Below are 14,627 nucleotides of genomic sequence, written 5' to 3'. Positions count from 1 at the left end.
TTATTTCTTCTTCATCGCTTCCAGAAGGGCTGCACCGAAACCGCCGGTTGATGGCTGTTCCTGTTTGCGCTGTGGGGTGAAGTTTTTGGCAGGTCGCTGGTCGCGGTTCGCAGGACCACGTGGGGCAGGAGCTTCGCCGCCGTCCTTTCTCATCGTCAGGCCGATGCGCTTGCGTGGCACATCCACTTCCGTCACGCGCACCTTCACCACATCGCCAGCCTTGACCACCTCATGCGGGTCTTTGACAAATTTATCCGCAAGCTGGGAGACATGGACAAGTCCGTCCTGATGCACACCGATATCGACAAAGGCACCAAAGGCCGCAACGTTTGTGACGGTGCCTTCAAGCATCATTCCGGGTTTCAGGTCCTTGATGTCATCGATGCCATCGGCGAAGGTCGCGGTCTTGAATTCAGGGCGCGGATCGCGGCCCGGCTTGTCGAGCTCGGCGATGATGTCACGCACGGTTGGCAGACCAAAACGCTCATCGACAAAGACACGCGGATCGAGCGCCTTGAGTGCTGCGCTATCACCCATGAGGCTGCGCACATCGCGGCCGCAGGCGGAAACGATCTTTTTGGCAACGCCATAGGCTTCCGGGTGAACGGAGGATGCATCAAGCGGCTCGGTGCCGTTGGCGATACGCAGGAAGCCTGCGCATTGTTCAAAAGCGCGGCTGCCTAGGCGGGCGACTTTCAGAAGTTCCCTGCGGTTCTTGAAGGCACCGGCGTCATCGCGATGCGCAACAATTGCTTCGGCGAGAGACTTTCCGAGACCGGACACACGCGCCAGCAGTGAGGCGGATGCCGTGTTGAGATCAACGCCGACAGCGTTCACTGCATCTTCGACCACTGCGTCGAGCGAACGCGCCAGACGGGACTGATCGACATCATGCTGATACTGGCCGACGCCGATGGATTTCGGCTCGATCTTGACGAGCTCTGCCAGAGGATCCTGCAGGCGGCGGGCGATGGAAACGGCACCGCGCAGCGATACGTCGAGCTGCGGGAATTCGGCCGCTGCGGCTTCTGATGCCGAATAGACTGATGCGCCTGCTTCCGACACAATGACTTTGAGCGGCTTTGGCGCTGGCAAGTCGTTGAGCATATCCACGACAAGCCGTTCGGTTTCGCGGCTGCCTGTGCCGTTGCCGATGGCAATCAGTTCGATCTTGTGTTTGCGGATCAGGCTTGCGAGCTCGGCCTGGGTACCACGCACATCGTTCTTTGGCGGAAACGGATAAACCGTCGTTGTGTCGAGCAGTTTGCCAGTGCCATCGACGATTGCGACCTTAACGCCGGTGCGGATGCCCGGATCAAGGCCCATGGTGGCCCGCGAACCGGCAGGCGCGGCCAACAGCAGGTCTTTGAGGTTGCGGGCGAAGACGTTGATGGCTTCTTCCTCGGCGCGTTCACGCAGGTCGCGCATCAGGTCGAGCGACAGGGAGAGCGAGAGTTTGACGCGCCAAGCCCAGCCTGCAACTTCCATCAGCCAGCGGTCGCCGGGCAGGGTTGCGCCGATATTATAGGCGGCTGCAATTTTGCGTTCGACCGGCTTTACCGGCGAGGTGTCGTCGGCGTCGATTTCAATGTCGAGCGACAGAAAATCCTCGTTGCGGCCGCGCAGCATGGCCAGAGCCCGGTGGCCCGCAACATTTGCCCAGCGCTCGAAATGGTCGAAATAATCCGAGAATTTTGCGCCTGCATCCTGTTTGCCATCGACCACACGTGAGCGCAGAACAGCGCGTTCCTTGAGATAGTTGCGCAAATTGCCGATCAGTTCGGCATTTTCCGCAAAGCCTTCGGCGATAATGTCGCGCGCACCATCCAGTGCTGCCTTCACATCGGCAACTTCACCGGTGACATATTGTGCAGCAATCTCGGTAGGGACCAGCCTGCGGTCAGTGAGAATGGATTCGGCAAGCGGTCCAAGACCGCGTTCGCGGGCGATTTCCGCTTTGGTGCGGCGCTTGGGCTTATAGGGAAGATACAGGTCTTCAAGCTCGGCCTTGGTCTGAGCGCCAGCTATTTTTAGTTCGAGTTCTGGTGTGAGCTTTTCCTGTCCGCGGATCGATTCCAGAATGGACGAGCGCCGCGCCTCAAGTTCGCGCAAGTAAGCGAGGCGCTCTGAAAGCTGTCGCAGCTGCGTATCATCAAGGCCGCCGGTGACTTCCTTGCGGTAACGGGCGACGAAAGGCACGGTCGCGCCTTCGTCCAGCAGGCCGATGGCCGCCAGTGCCTGATCCGGCTTTGCGTTGATTTCCGCCGCGATGATCCCGGCAATGCGCTTGGTAATGTCCGCCATGTATTTTCCAATTCTCGACTGTCACGGCGAACATAGTCGGATGCCGGTTCGGCGCAATCAAGGCAGTATTGATGTTCCACAGGAAAGGCGTCGCTTTTCCCGTTCACGCGCATGTGAACGGCAGACCCCTTTATAAATCGGATTCACTCAATACTTATATCGGGAAATGACGATACGTATCAAAAGATCAGCGAGGTGACTGCGATGTCGGATGTTCAATCTATACCCTTGGACGAGATACTCAAGGCGCTCGCCAATCCGGTGCGGCTCGACATTTTGAGCTGGCTCAAGGAACCGGAGAACCATTTCTCCGATCAGCACATGCCTCTGGAGATGGGCGTGTGCGCGGGCCAGTTCGAACGGTGCGGCCTCTCCCAGTCGTCCGTTTCTGCTCATTTGTCCGTGCTGACAAAGGCGGGGCTGATCATGCCCCACCGCGTTGGCCAATGGACGTTCTATAAGCGTGATGAAGAGGCGATAGCCGCCTTCATCAAAGCTATATCCGACCTTTAATTCACCAGTCCAATCTTTCCCATTTGCCCAATCTTTCCCATTTGAAGGAATGTATCCATGGCCACATTGTTCGATCCAGTTACAATCGGCGATCTGAAGCTTGCCAATCGTATTGTTATGGCACCGCTGACGCGTAATCGCTCACCTCGCGCCGTGCCGAATGATCTCAACGTCACCTATTACGAACAGCGCGCCAGTGCGGGCCTCATCATCACGGAGGCAACGCCGATCAGCCATCAGGGACAGGGCTATGCCGATGTGCCGGGCCTTTATTCCGCCGAACAGTTGGCAGGCTGGAAGCGCGTGACCGACGCAGTGCACAGCGCAGGCGGCAAGATCGTCGTGCAGATGTGGCATGTGGGGCGTATTTCACACAACACGTTGCAGCCAAATGGCGGCAAGCCGGTTGCGCCTTCGGCCATCATCGCCAAATCAAAGACCTATCTTGTGCATCCCGATGGCACCGGCGAATTTGCGCCAACCTCTGAACCGCGTGCACTTGAAAAGAGCGAGCTTCCGGAAATCATTGCGACCTATGCCAAGGCTGCCAAGGATGCCGTTGAAGTGGCTGGTTTCGACGGCGTCGAAATTCATGCGGCAAACGGCTATCTGATCGATCAGTTCCTGCGTTCGGACAGCAACCATCGTACCGATGAATATGGCGGCTCTATCGAAAACCGCGCCCGCTTCCTGTTTGAAGTGGTGGATGCGATCACCAAGTCGGTTGCGCCAGGCAAGGTCGGCATTCGTCTTTCGCCAGTTACGCCCGCCAATGACGCGTCGGATTCCGATCCGCAGCCGCTGTTCGACTATGTGCTCGACAAGCTCGCCGCTTACGGTCTTGCATATGTTCATATCATTGAAGGTGCAACGGGCGGTCCGCGGGACTTCCAACAGGGCCCGCAGCCTTTTGACTATGCGCGCCTGAAGCAGGTCTATCGCGATGCTGGCGGCGAAGCTGCCTGGATGGTCAATAATGGCTATGATCGAGAACTGGCGGAAGAAGAGATCGAAAGCGGTCGCGCTGACGTCGTGGCCTTTGGCAAGCCGTTCATCTCGAACCCTGATCTTGTGCGTCGCTTGAAGGATAATGCTCCGCTCAATGAGCTGGACCAGCAGCATATGTATGGCGGCGGCGCCAAGGGATATACGGATTATCCGATCCTTGCCTAACAGCGAAAAAAGCCCGGCGAATTGCCGGGCTTTTTGTTACAGACGCGCCCGCGTCGAACGCGGTGTGGCAAGCAGCAGGTTGGTTTCGCTGGCCTTGATGCCCGGCACCAGCCTGATGCGGCGCAGCACGGCATCAAAATCGGTGAGCGTCGCAGCACCCAGTTCCACTACCAGATCGAAGCGGCCATTGGTGGTGTGAACGGCGGAAACTTCCGAGAAACCGCCGAGCGCCTTGACCACACGGTCGGCGACATTGCCCTCGATTTCGATCATCATGATACCGCGTACCGGTAGATCAACCGCATCGGACCGCAGGATCACCGTGTAGCCGATGATGTCGCCGGACTGTTCCAATCGTTCCATACGGGCGCGGACCGTTGCGCGGGAAACGCCGAGATCGATTGCCACATCCGAAATACTGCGCCGTCCGTTGTGACGTAAAAGCGTGATGAGCTTTTCATCCAGATCGTCCATGTTTTCTCCATTTTGAAAAGCCAATCCGACATTCTGATAAACCAAACCGTTAAAATTGCCAATCCGGTTGCTTCACATCGCCAAGCGTAAATGGTCAATCTAGGGCAATAATTTCTCTGGAGTAGCAGTTTATGCATTGCAAGATTTTGGGATTGCCTGTTCAGGAAGGCACGGGCCGTCTGGGCTGCAATATGGGCCCTGACGGTTATCGCGCCGCTGGCATTGCGGATGCGATTCGCGAACTCGGTCACGAGTTTACCGATCTCGGTAATCTGGCCCCGGCCGAACTACGCCCGCTGGCCCATCCCAATCCTGTGATCAAGGCGCTGCCGCAGGCTGTTGCCTGGATCGAAGCCATCAGCGAAGCCGCATATCGTGAGAGTGAAGAAGGTTTCCCGATCTTCCTCGGTGGCGATCATCTGCTCGCTGCAGGCACTGTTCCGGGTATCGCGCGACGCGCTGCAGAAAAGGGTCGCAAGCAGTTTGTGTTGTGGCTCGATGCCCATACGGATTTCCACACGCTGGAAACGACTGGCAGCGGCAATCTGCACGGCACGCCTGTTGCCTATTACACGGGCCAGAAGGGCTTTGAGGGCTATTTCCCGGCCCTGGCAGCACCGATTGATCCCGCCAATGTTTGCATGATGGGTATTCGCAGTGTTGATCCGGCAGAACGCGCTGCAATCAAGCAGACCGATGTTGCCGTCTATGACATGCGCCTTATCGACGAACATGGTGTTGCTGCCTTGCTGCGCCGCTTCCTTAAGCGCGTGAAGGACGAAAACGGCCTTCTGCACGTCAGCCTCGATGTCGATTTCCTTGAACCTTCGATTGCGCCCGCTGTCGGCACCACGGTTCCGGGTGGCGCCACCTTCCGTGAAGCGCATCTCATCATGGAAATGCTGCATGACAGCGATCTGGTGACGAGCCTCGATCTCGTTGAGCTGAACCCGTTTCTCGATGAACGCGGACGCACCGCAACGGTGATGGTTGACCTGATGGCAAGCCTTTTGGGCCGCAGCGTCATGGACCGCCCAACCATCAATTATTGATTTCAGAAACTGCATTCACTGCTGGCGGGATCAAATGGTCTGCCGCTGAATGTTAAGGAGCAAGAATGACCCAACCGAACCTGAATATCGTCCCTTTTGTCAGTGTCGATCACATGATGAAGCTGGTGCTTTCCGTCGGCGTCGAGACTTTCCTCAAGGAACTTGCCGATTACGTGGAAGAGGATTTCCGTCGCTGGGAAAGCTTCGACAAGACGCCACGCGTGGCTTCGCATTCCGATGAAGGCGTGATCGAGCTGATGCCGACAAGCGACGGTACGATGTACGGCTTCAAATATGTGAACGGTCATCCGAAGAATACGCGCGACGGCCTGCAGACGGTTACGGCTTTTGGTGTTCTTTCGGATGTTGGCAGCGGCTATCCGATGCTTCTGACCGAAATGACCATCCTGACAGCGCTGCGCACGGCTGCTACCTCAGCGGTTGCCGCAAAGCATCTTGCGCCAAAGAACGCACGCACGATGGCGATCATCGGCAACGGCGCACAGAGCGAGTTTCAGGCCTTAGCGTTCAAGGCAATTCTCGGCATCGACAAGCTGCGTCTTTACGATATTGACCGTACGGCTTCGGAAAAATGCGCACGCAATCTTGAAGGTGCAGGTTTTGACATCGTGATCTGCAAGGATGTCGAAGAAGTGGTTGAGGGTGCGGACATCATCACCACCGTCACCGCCGACAAGGCCAATGCGACGATCCTGACCGACAACATGGTTGGCGCTGGCGTGCACATCAATGCAGTTGGCGGCGATTGCCCCGGCAAGACGGAACTGCACGGCGATATTCTGCGCCGTTCGGACATCTTCGTTGAATATCCTCCGCAGACCCGCATCGAAGGCGAAATCCAGCAGCTGCCGGAAGATTATCCGGTCAAGGAGCTTTGGGAAGTCATCACCGGGAAGATCGCCGGACGCAACGATGCCCGCCAGATTACGCTGTTCGATTCCGTCGGCTTTGCGACCGAGGATTTTTCGGCTCTACGCTATGTGCGTGACAAGCTGAAGGACAAGGGCTTCTACGAAAAGCTGGATCTTCTTGCCGATCCAGATGAGCCTCGCGATCTCTATGGCATGCTGCTGCGTCACGAAAAGCTGCTGGAAGGCGAAAAGACCAAGCCAGCGGCCTGATCCGGTCTTTTGAGCAGCTTCCACTTTTGGAAGACGGGCTCTACCTGTTGCAACCCTGCCGCGCTTGATGCACGGCAGGGGCACGTTTTCGCAGTCGCTGCGATAAATCCTTGGTGCCGTGCACGATTTCCATTATTGCAGGATGTGATTTCTGTGATGGGGTGCATCAGGCATGGGCGACAGGGTGGAAAACGAAACATCCTACAGGCAACCGGCGAATGTTGTGCGGTCTGCCGCCAGTCCGGTCGTCTTCTGCGACACGCTGGGCCTTTATCAGGCCCCTGTTGGCCCATCTCTTGATACGGTTGTCTTGTTCGCAAGCCCCTGGGGGCTGGAAGAGCTCTGCACGACACGCAAATTCTGGCGCATCATCGCCGACGGACTTTCGGTGCAGGGGATAGGCTCCTTCCGCTTCGATTGGCCCGGTACGGGCGATGGACGCGACGACATCGAATTTTCCAAAGGGCTGGAGCTCTGGCGCAATACGCTTGCTGAAGCTGCCCGGAAGGCGCGTGACCTGTCCGGGGCAAGCCGCGTCATCATCATTGGACAGAGCCTTGGTGCAGCGATTGCTGCCGAAACTGCGGCGCGGATCGAAGGCATCGCAGCGTTGGCGCTTCTGGCGCCGGTCATTTCCGGGCGGTTCTACACGCGTGAACTGGCCGTCTGGTCGAGTATGGTCGATGCCGATCTGGGCCTGACGGACGAGCAAAGGATCAAGAACAGCGTTTCCATCGCATCGCTGACAATGCAGCCGGAAGTGGCCGCCGATGTAAAGAAGATCAATCTTCTGTCGCTGGAGACGAAGCCTGCGCCTCAATGCCTTTTGCTGGCGCGGACGGACCGTCCGAATGATGCCGAATTGGCAACGCATCTGGAAAAGCTGGGCGCCGATGTGACGGTTGAAGCTTTTACCGACTACGACAAGCTGATTTCGAACCCTGTCATCTCGCGCCTGCCGCTGGAAGTCGCAGACCGGCTTGTCGACTGGGCGGCAGGTCTGGCAGGTTCGCAGCCTGCGCAGAACAAGCCGGATGAAAGGGCATTCGGCGGCACTTTGACGGGTGACGGTTTTGTGGAAACACCTGTCTCGTTCGGTTCCGGCAATCGCCTTTCAGGTGTTCTCTGCGCACCCGTGGGGGAACGGCGCGGCAGAACGGTCCTGTTCCTCTCCGCAGCCTATGATCGACGTGTCGGGTGGGGGCGTACGACCGTCGATATGGCGCGCAAGCTTGCGCGGGAAGGGATAGCATCACTGCGCTTCGATATTGCGAATGCAGGCGACAGCCCGCCCAATCCGGGGATGCCGGAACAGGTGCTTTATACCAATGGGGCAGAGGCCGATGTTGCCGAAGCACTCGACTATCTCGACACTATTGGTTGGGGCCGTCCCATTATCGCAGGACGATGCAGCGGTGCTTTTCTGGGGTTCCACAGTGCCTTGAAAGACGAGCGCATTTCCGGCGCGGTCCTCGTCAATCCGGAGACGTTCTACTGGGCGCCGGGGCGCTCGGTCGAAGAGGCCGTTCGCGACGGCAAGCGCACGCTGGAGGATTATGGCAGCCGCGCGCTCCGCGCCGAAACATTCCAGCGCTTGTTTCGCGGTGAACTGGATATCCGTGCCATCCTGCGTAACATCTCGCGCGGGGTTGTCGGGCGTATTCGCGGGCTTGCACGCAAGCTTCTGCGCAGCCGCACAGTGGAAGGACGGGCAGTCTATTCGGCTTTTGATGAATTGAAGCAGCGTGAGGTGCCGCTGGCGCTGGTCTATGCCGAAAAGGATATCGGGCGCGAACATTTCAATTTCTATTTTGATCAGGCGGGCACCAAGCTGCAGGGCTTCGACAATGCGTCAGTCGCCATCATTCCGGATGCCGATCATAATCTGACGCCGGAACATTCGCGCGAGATTTATATCGGCGCGATCCGCGCAATGGCCTTGCGGGGTTAGAACCAGACGATCCGTGACGAACCGGCGATGCGGATTTCTCCAGACGGTTTTTCGAGTGTTGCCTTACGTGGAGCAAGGGCGATGCGTTTCGTCTCGTTGGGAGCAAGGTGAAACCAGTTCTCGACAGCCCGCCAGTCACCTGCATCGATGCTGACAGATTGGGCCAGAACTGGCGTTTTCAGATCGAGGAACCAGTTTCCGTTCTCTTCGATGGGAGCTACCTCGATAGTGGCGTCGTGAAATGCCTTTGTTCGTCCGAGCGGAAAGTGAAATGCCTCGGCAATCGTAATGTCATTGCGCTTCAGTCGCGCAACGGTCACGTCATGGGCCGGAGGGCCGAAACGATAGGCGTAAGTGACATCGAAGAATGCGCCGAACAAATCCGTTGCGGCAATGGTGATCGCTGAACGACTGGCAATTGAAAGATCACGGCGGCCGGAAACCACCGGCTGCGAACCGGCGCGCAAACAGGTCAGTTCAAGCGAAAGATCAGCGGATTCTGCCTGCTCATTCAGAACATGAATCGCGAGGCCATTGACGCCTTCATCGGTCAAGGCGACCTGCTGTGGACGGAAGGCGCGTTTCAAACCATGCCATGAGGCTTTGGGTTCGCCGGTCGCATCGATCATGCCCCAACCGGCACCGGGCAGCAGGTCCTGAAACATCCAGAGAAGTGCACCGAAACAGGTGCTTCCCGGTCGTCTCCACTCGGCGAAGGTCGCTTCCATCACTTCCGCCGTGACAGCGCGGGAAAGGTGGAGATACTGTTCCACATCCTCGCGCCGCAGCCGTGCCGGATCATAGCCGTACAGCATCTCCAGATAGGCGTCCCGCACATCCTCGAAATCCCAGGACACACCACGGTCGCGGGGCACGCGTGCTTTCCAGCGCGGATCGTGAACCGGGGGTACATCGAGATGGGTTTTCAGCGTGCGCGCTTCGGGCACGTTGGAGAAGGCCAGACATTCGGTCGCAAAGCGTACTTCCGCGCGCCGCGCATCGTCCAGCGGACGGCAATAAGCGCTGACTCCATAGTAATGGCTGACGCCTTCATTGCTGATGAAGGGAAGGGCACCATCGCAGGGCGAGTTCGGCACATAGGGAATATTCGGGCAAAGTTTACCGGCGATACCGGGCAGGATTTCCTCGGTAAGCGGGCCTTTCCAGGTCGCTTCCGACAGGCCCATCATTGCGCCCTGCTGATAGATTTCGCTACCGCCGCAGAGGATGCTCAGCGAAGGCGCATGCCTGACAGCGGTGAGAAGCTGTGAAGCTTCGGCCTGCACTTTTGCGACAAACGCTTCGTCCTTTACCGGATAGTCGAAATTGGCAAACATGAAGTCCTGCCACACCATGATGCCCAGCTCGTCACAGAGGGCATAGAAATCTGGTGTCTCATAGGCAGTGATGCCGCTCAGCCGCAGCATGTTCATGCCCGCTTCCTGCGCGAGCTTCAGCCATGGTTCGTAATCGTCGCGCGTGCCGGGAAGGCGGACGATATCGGCAGAACTCCATACTGCGCCGCGACAGAAAACCTTCTCGCCATTGATCCTGAGTGCAAAACCCTTGCGGTCCGGTCCGCGATCGACCTCGATGCGGCGGAACCCAGTGCGCCCCAGCAGGCGTAGTTCGCCGTCGAGCGAAAGTTCGACATTGTGAAGCGTTGGATTGCCATGCGTGTGTGGCCACCATGGTTCAATATTGGGAAGCGTCAGCCTTGCCGTCCAATGATTGTCAGTCTGGCGCTCGCAGGCGATCTGCTGCCCCGCGCAATGGAGGCTGGGTATTCCGGCTTTGCCGCTATAGGTAAAACTGACCTGAAGTTCGCCATGGCCGGTTTCTGTCAGTCTTGCCTGAATGGCGATGTCGGATATGGTCTCCGTATCAGAACGGCTGATGGAAATCGGACGCCATGGACCCACGGCATGCACTTCCGGGCACCAGCCTGGCATATAGCCAAGCGCGGTCGTGCGAATGAGGCGCAGACCTTGCGTGTTCATCAGTTGCGTGCGCCAGCGGGCACGCGGGCCTTTTTGGCTGAGGCGAGTCGCGAGCGCGCGGAAACAGAGGGCAAGCTCGTCCTTGCCGGTCAGTGTAACGGGCAGATCATGGCCGAGAAACATGCTGTCGGTTTGCAGCAGCAATTCGCCATTGAAAAAGATGTCGCAAATCGTGGCAAGCCCGCCAAAATGGAGTGTGGCGGGGCCGGGTGTCTCCTCGATATCAAGGAAATACCAGGCTTGCCTGTTATCGAGCGCTACGGGATTGTTTCGGTCGAAATGCCCCGATTTTTCCAGAGCTTCCGCCACCGTGCCGGGCACCGGCGCACCATTGATCGCCGCACCGGACTTGGCATCATGCGGCGTTTGCGCCGCATCCGGCCCGGTGACAGCAAGCCGCCAGCCGGTCGAGAGCGGTCGGTTGGTCGGGTTTAGTTCAAGCCGCATCGCGACCAAGTTCCGCTACAAGCGCTGCCGCCATCCGATCCCAGGCATCTGCCGCCGGTTGTAGCGTTCCGGCCAATGCGTCGAATTTCTTGCGCATGACGGCGCGGGCGAGCTGGAACTGAACAGCCTTTGCCGTTTCCGCAATCTGCAAGGCATCTGCCGAGGCCGTTGCAAAGCGCCTGCCTTGTCCAAGCCAGTCGAAATGACTTGCCGCGAGTTCGAAATTCGCGCCGAGCTGGCGCAGCGTGTTGAATGCATACTTATGGAAGAAGCCGAACGGGCGTTCCGCGATTGCTTCAACCTGTCCCGGAAACACGCTGGCAAAGGCACGGATCGGGTTTTCCTTCGGCCTGCGGGCAAAGTGGCGGGGCAGAAGGATTTCGGCAACGCGTCGCTGATGCGCTTCATCCGGCACATGCTTCGGAAACCTGGCGAATTCCGTATAGGGTAGGAAGGGCAGGTCGGCTTCCGTCAGATGACGCTGGAAGACACCGTCGAAATCCTCACCTTCGAGATGATAGAAACCGCCATTGTGGAAATAGTCCAGCGAGCGGTTTTCGACGTCCATACGGTTGATGGCGATGGTCGTCTTGCCATGTTCCGTGCGATAGCTGACGCCATGCGTATCCGGCATGAAGTAGCTGTCCATTTCGATCATGCAGAGGCGTCCGCGCGCGATCTGCTCGGCGACATGGCTTTCCACACGGTCGAAAATCGCAAGCTCCGTCGCCCGCACTCCATAAAGGGCTTCGAGGTTTTCCAGCGGCACCTTGAAGAAGGTGAACTGGTCGCCCTCGAAATCCTGTGTCAGCGTGAAACCGAGCATGGCTTCCGGAGCGACACCCAATGTTGCCAGCACTTCGATCCAAAGATCGACATAGCAGTTTGTTTCCGGCCAGATACGCGTCTGGGCATGCAAAGTGTGCGGCGTGTAACGGTCGGGCGCGATGTTCGGAAAAACTGCCTGCATGGTCGTGATCAGCCCCACAATTCCTTGCGTACGTTTTCCGGCCAGATTTCAACATCCAGACCGTGATGATGGAAGAGCGCCAGCGCGATGCGCTCCAGTCCGAACCCGACGCAGGCCGTGTGCGCCACCGCACCGTCATCGAGGGAGAGGCCCCACTTCACGCCGAACTGGTCCTGATGATAGTTGAAGCTCATGCAAGCGGTCGGCTTTTCGACGCTGGTGATCGGGATTAGCAGCTCGAATTTCAGGTTCTGGTCGCGCTGGTTGTTGACCAGCAACTTGCCTGCGCGTCCGAAGAACGGATCGTTGGCGACGTCGATTTCGACCGGCAGTTCGACCTTCTTCATCATTTCCGTGCCACGGTCGATCCAGAGCTGGCGGAACGACATCACATCGGCTTCTGTGCCCATGCGCACATATTCACGCATGCGGAAAAGCTGCTGGCGGGCAGGATCGACCGACGGTTCATGACGGAAGCAATAGGATTGCAGGTCGTAAAGCCCGCCGCCCTGCGGCAGCGGTCCGCGTTTGGCAACAGTCGGATAGAGCGGATAACAGGCCGCAGGCGTCAGCACGATGTCTGTTGCCTTTTGCTCCAGCGTCCAGTCCGTGCCTTCATCCATGCATTTGATGAGATTGACGTGGTCAAGCTCGCAGCCACAGAAGCTGTGCACGGTGCCGGCCAGCTGCGGGAAGCTTTTCATGTAGCCGCTTTTTTCGAAAAAAGCGCGGTTCATGCCGGGCGGAAAGCGGATCGCTTCGGCGCCGTCATTGCCTCCGGTACGGTCGATCAGGCGTTCAAACGCCTGGATGACATCTTCGAATTGGCCGGAACGTCCGTATAGGCCTTCCACGCCGGTGTCGATCAGGAGACCGGAATCGAAAAGCCGGTCTAGAAATGATCTCTGAGCATCCATGGCAATTATCCCAAAAGGCTGGTGTTCTGTTTGTGAATGAGCAGCATGGTGGCTGTATTGCCGAGGATGCGCTCGTTTGAAATCATCAACTGCGCCGAATGCGCGTCACGCAGATGGCGGCCGAGGCTGAAAGGCGTACCGTTCTTGTAGCCCATGATGCCGCAGACCAGCATGGCATGATTGATGATCTGAAGGATCGTCTGCGATGCGGCAATCTTGAGATTGTTCATCGCAATCGCAAAGCCCATCGAGGCCAGCTTGTCCGGATCGTGCTTTGCTTCGCGATAGGTCTTGAGACAGGCGACGATTTCGGATTTCAGCATCTGAAGCATGTTGGACGCTTCGGCTACGCGCAGAGCGCCCGGTTGCGGCGCACCCGGATTGCGCTTTGCTGCGGCGCGCACGAATGCCTGCGCGCGGTTGACCGCATCGACGGCGATGCCATACCAGAGCGAACTCCACAGCGTATGCGACTGCGCCAGCATGGATTGGGCTGCGATTTCGGCAAAGGGATGCGGCAGGACCTGCACCTTGTCCGCCTCGCCACGGAATACAAAACCTTCCGAGCAGGTGCCACGCATGCCAAGCGTGTCCCAGTCATGGGTTTTTTCGAGCGTGTACTGGTCCTTCAGGAAAACGGTCATCACCTGATCCGACGACGCAGCATCCTTGTGAGAGCGCGATGTGATCAGAATGGCATCCGCATAGGTACCATAGGAAATGACGGTGGCGTTCTTTTCCAGACGGCAGATATCACCTTCGACCTCGATGGCGCAGATCGAGTTGCGCAGATCGCCGCCAATGCCGCCTTCGGTCGTAGCCGAAGCAAGCAGCAGCTGGTCCTTTGCGACCTTGCGCATGAAGTCCCGGTGCCATTCAACCGTCTGGCCGTGCTCCACCAGGCTTGAAAGCTTGATGTGATGCATGGCGAAAATCATTGCGCTCGATGCACAAGACTGACCAAGAACACAGCACAGTTCTGCAATCTGGTCGATCTCTGCACTCTCGCCGCCGAATTCGCTCGGCACCTGAATGCCCAGCAGACCTTCGGCCTTCATCGCATCGATTGCTTCACACGGGAAGCGGCCTTCCTTATCGACGCTATCGGAAAATTTACCCGCTATGGCCGCAACGCGGCCCACGCGCTCTGAAAGACTGTTTCCCGCCCCGGCATTCATTATGCGGCCTCTTTGTCCTTGAGAATTTGGGTGATCGTCTGTTCGATGGCCTTAATGCTCGCAAAAGATTTGCGATTGAGATACTGGTCCGGAAATTCGATGTCGAACTTGTCTTCCAAGCCAAGCATGAGCTGGACCGATGCAAAGGAGGACAGGCCCGCGCTGTAAAGGTCGGCATCGTCGGCGATGTCCGTCACCGGGCCCGGCAGGCCGCCGACCTTGGCCAAAAGTTCGCGAATGGATTCATTCATAGTTTAACTCCCTGCATATCCGCTCAAGTCGAAACTTCACGTCTGGGTTGACGCGATACACGATCTATCGAGCTTTCAAAAAAGCTGCGGTAACTGTTCGAAATTCTGCCCCTTTATGCAAGTGATATGTTGCGAATATTAGTTAATCCGCAAGCACACCATCGTGCGTCAGGCTTTATCTGCTCCCGCAAGCCTTTATTTTCTATTGACGTAACTGAATTGCGGCCCGGCTATTCTGCGGACGTGCTTATATAG

Annotated in this window: 12 protein-coding genes; 5 read left to right on the top strand and 7 right to left on the bottom strand. The window is 57.6% G+C overall.

All coding sequences use genetic code 11. From position 1 onward, the window contains the following. On the bottom strand, window positions 1-2,304 hold the full coding sequence (locus AAE521_RS15065; RefSeq protein ID WP_342061737.1) for a Tex family protein: 2,304 nt from the start codon (window positions 2,302-2,304) through the stop codon (window positions 1-3). Between the two features lie 204 nt (window positions 2,305-2,508). Here AAE521_RS15065 and AAE521_RS15060 point away from each other — a divergent pair, with 204 nt between their 5' ends. After that, entirely contained in the window at window positions 2,509-2,817 is a 309-nt protein-coding gene (locus AAE521_RS15060; protein ID WP_342061736.1) for an ArsR/SmtB family transcription factor, read from the top strand. 57 nt (window positions 2,818-2,874) lie between these two features. Further along, the gene (locus tag AAE521_RS15055; protein ID WP_342061735.1) at window positions 2,875-3,990 is read left to right on the top strand and encodes an alkene reductase; all 1,116 of its coding nucleotides are present in this window, start codon (window positions 2,875-2,877) and stop codon (window positions 3,988-3,990) included. A gap of 36 nt (window positions 3,991-4,026) precedes the next feature. Here the strand turns inward: AAE521_RS15055 and AAE521_RS15050 are convergent, their stop codons facing one another. Then, complete coding sequence (locus AAE521_RS15050) at window positions 4,027-4,464, bottom strand: Lrp/AsnC family transcriptional regulator (protein ID WP_010659538.1); 438 nt, start codon at window positions 4,462-4,464, stop codon at window positions 4,027-4,029. 131 nt (window positions 4,465-4,595) lie between these two features. Here AAE521_RS15050 and rocF point away from each other — a divergent pair, with 131 nt between their 5' ends. The 3 genes from rocF (at window position 4,596) to AAE521_RS15035 (ending at window position 8,609) form a co-directional block, all read left to right on the top strand. Beyond that, window positions 4,596-5,516 (top strand): arginase, encoded by a 921-nt coding sequence (gene rocF / locus AAE521_RS15045; RefSeq protein ID WP_029929208.1) that lies wholly within the window; start codon window positions 4,596-4,598, stop codon window positions 5,514-5,516. Between the two features lie 65 nt (window positions 5,517-5,581). After that, entirely contained in the window at window positions 5,582-6,658 is a 1,077-nt protein-coding gene (locus AAE521_RS15040) for an ornithine cyclodeaminase (RefSeq protein ID WP_342061734.1), read from the top strand. Window positions 6,659-6,830: 172 nt separating this feature from the next. Beyond that, window positions 6,831-8,609, top strand: coding sequence for an alpha/beta fold hydrolase (locus AAE521_RS15035; RefSeq protein WP_342061733.1), 1,779 nt, complete (start codon window positions 6,831-6,833; stop codon window positions 8,607-8,609). On the opposite strand, the gene AAE521_RS15030 is transcribed toward AAE521_RS15035, so the two are convergent. Genes AAE521_RS15030 through AAE521_RS15010 form a run of 5 tightly spaced genes read right to left on the bottom strand, consistent with a single transcriptional unit; the run spans window position 8,606 to window position 14,372 of the window. After that, window positions 8,606-11,056 carry a glycoside hydrolase family 2 protein gene (locus tag AAE521_RS15030; RefSeq protein ID WP_342061732.1) on the bottom strand — a complete coding sequence of 817 codons (2,451 nt, stop codon included), beginning with the start codon at window positions 11,054-11,056 and terminating at the stop codon, window positions 8,606-8,608. The genes AAE521_RS15035 and AAE521_RS15030 overlap by 4 nt on opposite strands. Then, entirely contained in the window at window positions 11,046-12,026 is a 981-nt protein-coding gene (locus tag AAE521_RS15025) for a DUF1839 family protein (protein ID WP_342061777.1), read from the bottom strand. Before AAE521_RS15025 ends, AAE521_RS15030 begins: the two co-directional genes overlap by 11 nt. Window positions 12,027-12,034: 8 nt before the next feature. Next, the gene (locus tag AAE521_RS15020) at window positions 12,035-12,943 is read right to left on the bottom strand and encodes an amino acid--[acyl-carrier-protein] ligase (RefSeq protein WP_071633097.1); all 909 of its coding nucleotides are present in this window, start codon (window positions 12,941-12,943) and stop codon (window positions 12,035-12,037) included. Window positions 12,944-12,948: 5 nt separating this feature from the next. Then, window positions 12,949-14,121 (bottom strand): acyl-CoA dehydrogenase family protein, encoded by a 1,173-nt coding sequence (locus AAE521_RS15015; protein ID WP_071633096.1) that lies wholly within the window; start codon window positions 14,119-14,121, stop codon window positions 12,949-12,951. Then, entirely contained in the window at window positions 14,121-14,372 is a 252-nt protein-coding gene (locus tag AAE521_RS15010; protein ID WP_006467457.1) for an acyl carrier protein, read from the bottom strand. The genes AAE521_RS15015 and AAE521_RS15010 overlap by 1 nt, the downstream gene beginning before the upstream one ends. Between the last annotated feature and the right edge of the window lie 255 nt (window positions 14,373-14,627).

Source organism: Brucella cytisi (genome assembly GCF_038433355.1).
In the GTDB taxonomy this organism is placed as follows: Bacteria; Pseudomonadota; Alphaproteobacteria; order Rhizobiales; family Rhizobiaceae; genus Brucella; species Brucella cytisi.
The sequence above is the reverse complement of the archived record's forward strand: the minus strand, read 5'-3'. Positions and strand labels throughout refer to the sequence as shown.